Origin of the sequence: Streptomyces sp. LS1784 (assembly GCF_020103755.1) — a bacterium.
GTDB lineage: Bacteria > Actinomycetota > Actinomycetes > Streptomycetales > Streptomycetaceae > Kitasatospora.
The window spans coordinates 1-3,541 of the sequence record NZ_JAHSQD010000727.1 but is presented as its reverse complement, the minus strand read 5'-3'; the positions used below and the strand labels follow the sequence as shown (position 1 = coordinate 3,541).

Below are 3,541 nucleotides of genomic sequence, written 5' to 3'. Positions count from 1 at the left end.
CCGGGGTCGTCCCGCCGGCGGCGGTGCCCGGCTCGCCGCAGCCCGCGCCGGTGCCCCCAGGCGTGCCCGCGGTCGGTCCGGGGTACTTCGCCGCGCTCAGCTACCGGGGCCCGGACGGCTCGGAGCAGAAGCTGCTGCACCGCAGCGAGCCCGGCACCCCGCACCCGGAGTGGAAGATCCTCCAGGACCTGCGCCGGCTCAACGTGCCGCCGGAGCAGGTGCTGGAGCTCTACACCGAGCTGGAGTCGTGCGACCTGCCGGGCGGCTACTGCAACCGCATGATCGCCGCGTCCTGGCCGAACGTCCGGCTCACCCACACCGCCCCCTACGGCCGCGACCACGCGTCCCGGCAGGCCGGGATGGCCGAGCTGCTCGACCACCTGGACGAGCTGCACCAGCTGGCCTCCGGCGCCCAGCGTGTCCGCCCGTTCCGGGTGCCGCTGCCCGCGCCGGGAACGGTCCAGGCGCTGCCGCCGCTCCCGCCGCAGCAGCTCGCCCAGGAGACCGGCGCCGCCTTCGGGCAGAACCTGTTCCGCTACGAGCAGCGCGCCGTCTCCCGCCAGGGCGTGCCCGAGCCGGTGTCCCAGACCCTGATGTGGGCCGGGCTGCCGCGCGACTTCGGGCCGTTCTTCTGGGCGCAGGCGCAGGAGGGCCGTCCGATCCCGACGCTCGCCGAGCTGGCCGCCGAGCGCGGCCTCGCCACGGGCCCGGACTTCGGCGGCTACCTGGTGCTGGGCAACGACTACGGCCGCCAGCTGTGCGTCCAGTACGGCACCGCGCACGTGGTGGCCGTGGACATCGAGGGAACCGGCCAGCCGCCCCGGTTCGTCAACAGCGGTGTACCGGAGTTCGTCCGCTCGCTGGCCCTGCTGGGCCGGATGTGGCGGCTGCGGTACGGGCTGACGCCGGACCAGGCCGGTCGCTGGACGACCGACTTCCAGGCCCAGCTCGCCGCGATCGACCCGGCGGCCCTGCAGAACGCGGACACCTGGTGGGCCGTGCTGCTGGAGCAGTTCTGGGACGGCCTGCTGTAGCGGGCCGTCGCCGATCCTCGCAGGTGGGGAGGGGTCGTTCCGGTGTCCGGAGCGACCCCTTCGGCATGCCGCCGCAGCTGTGCCTCGTTGGGGTTTCGCCCGGATCTGCGCAAAATAGGTCAAGAGGGTGGGTCCGTTCGACCAGTCCTCGACACATTCCGGTCCGCACGACGGCGGAATCCGGCCCGGGGCTCCGAACCGGTTCCGGATCCGTCCGTTCCGTCCGATCATGGGCTCCGCAGCCCGCGAAACGAGGGGAAGAGCCCATGAGCGACGCCGTCCCCCAGTACGGCTTCACCCAGGCCCGCCGTGGCTACGCGCCCGAGCAGGTCGACCGAGCCCTTGCCGCCCTCACCGCGCAGCGTGACGAGGCGTGGGAGCGGCTGAGCGTCCTGGGCGCCGGCATCCGGCAGATGGAGGCCCGGCTGGCCGACATCCGCCGGACCGCCGAGGAGGCCCCGGAGCCCGACTACCAGGTGCTCAGCGAGCAGGCCGCAGGACTGGCCGCGATGGCCGAGAACGAGGCGCGCGCCGTCCGCGAGAAGGCCGAGCGCTTCGCCGAGGACCTGCGGGACGAGGTCTACGAGGCCGGGCAGGCCGCCGGCCGCGCCGCCACGGAGTACGCCACCACGACCCGCGCCGACGCCGACGCGGCCGTCCGCCGCACCGAGGAGCGGACCCGCGCCGAGGCCGAGGGCATCCGGGCCGACGCCGACCGGGAGAGCCGTTCCGTCCGGGACACCGCCACCGCCCACGCCGCCAAGGTGCGGGTGGCCGCCGCCGAGGCCGGCGAGCAGGCCGAGGCCGAGCTGGCCGCCCGGCGCCGCAAGGCCGACGAGACCTTCGCCGCCGCCCGGGCCAAGGCCGACGCCGAGGACACCGAGGTCTCGGCGACCGCCGAGCGCCGGGTCAAGGAGGCGGAGCAGCAGCGGGAGACCGTGCTGAACCGGATCAAGCAGTTGGAGGCGGACGCCCAGGCCAAGGCCGACCAGCTGGTCGAGCAGGCCCGCCGGGAGGCCGAGAAGATCAACGCGGCGAGCGAGGGCGAGCAGCGCGAGTTCGACACCCGGCTGGAGACGGTGCAGAAGCACCTGGACCACATCAAGGGCACGCTGGCCTCGCTCACCGGGGCGGCGGTCGGTCAGATCGAGCCCGAGGTGGCGGCCGCCGCGCTCGCGGCCTCCCAGGCCTCCGCCGAGGTTGCCGCGGTCCCCGCTCCGCAGGACGCGGTCGAGGACGCCGTCGCCGACGCCGCGCCGGTGGACTCGGAGGCGGACACCGGGGAGATTCCGGTGGCGAACCTGCGCAAGGCCCTGGCCCCCGCGGCTCGCGCCGGGGACGAGGACCCCGTCCAGGAGAAGTCGGCGACCGTGCTGCGGACGCCGGTGGTAGGCGGCAGCGCCGCCAAGGCCATCGGCGGCCTTGTGGCGGCAGGCCCGGTGCCGCCGAAGCCGGCCTCGCCGCCCGCCGAGGAGATGCTCGACGGGAAGGCGGTCGACGGGAAGGCGGTCGACGAGAAGGCCGCTGCCAAGAAGGGCGCCGAGGGGCGGTCGGAGGAGGAGACCCGGATCGTCCCGAAGATCGTCATCGTGGACGACGGCAGCGACTACGCGACCCCCCACACGGTGAGCTACCGCCGCCGCTGACCGGCCGCCCGCCCTCGCGTCGCGAAGGCCCCTGGAAACCGCCGGGTTTCCGGGGGCCTTCGCCGTGCCGGGCGCGGTCGGGCCGGCGGGAGTGGGGCCGGGGGAACGGGCGGCGGCTGTCCGGGACAGGAGGGCGGCCGGCGGGGTAAGCCCCCGGGAGCGAAAGAGGCCGAGACCCGTGGCGCCCTCCAGGAAAGGGCGCCACGGTTCCCGGCGCTTGGGCGGGCGCCCCCACCCAGGGCCGCCCGGCCTCGCACCTCCGACCCCCATCGGGGGTGCGACAGTGCCCCCACAGCCATCCCCCACGGTTGGGTGCGGCGGGCACGTTCACCATGGTGCGCGATCTCCATGGACGGCCAGTGACAGGAGTATGTCCAGTTCGTGGCGGATAGCCGTGCCCGGTCCGGTGCGGCTCACGGCTGGTTCGTCCACCAGCCGGTCCGGTGTCGCGTCCAGTCGTTCGTTCCCGGATGTGCTCCTGACAGAACGGGGCGGGGCGGTCGAGCGGGTGCCCGGGGATCCGGCCCCGGTCCGGCCACCGTTCCAGCCCTGCCGACGCCGTGGACCGCGTGCGTGTCCGTGCCGCGGCGTACTCTGGAGACCCCCGGCCGCTCGGCGCGCCGGGCCGTTCGCGTTGCCCCGGCGGGCCTTCGCCGCCCCGGGGCAGCACCAGCCACGGGACGAAGAAGAGACCCCAGATGAGCCTGACCGGACTGCTCGATGTCGTCGCGCGGGACGCGGCGCTCGCCGAGGCGATCGAGGCGGCCACCGCCCTCGGAGCCGCGGCCGGTGGACGCCGCCACCTGGACCTGGTCGGGCCGCCCGCCGCCCGGCCGTTCGCGATCGCCGCACTGGCCCGCG

At 75.3% G+C, this 3,541-nt stretch carries 3 protein-coding genes; all 3 read left to right on the top strand.

Annotated elements, in window-relative coordinates; translation table 11 throughout:
* Nucleotides 1-1,034, top strand: a 1,034-nt coding sequence (locus KS423_RS41335; protein WP_224284870.1) for an SUKH-4 family immunity protein, incomplete at its 5' end; no start/stop codon positions are given.
* 266 nt (nucleotides 1,035-1,300) lie between these two features.
* Entirely contained in the window at nucleotides 1,301-2,680 is a 1,380-nt protein-coding gene (locus KS423_RS41330; protein ID WP_224284869.1) for a hypothetical protein, read from the top strand.
* 569 nt (nucleotides 2,681-3,249) lie between these two features.
* Nucleotides 3,250-3,541: hypothetical protein (locus KS423_RS48675; protein WP_374120148.1), on the top strand; the 292-nt coding region annotated here is incomplete at its 3' end.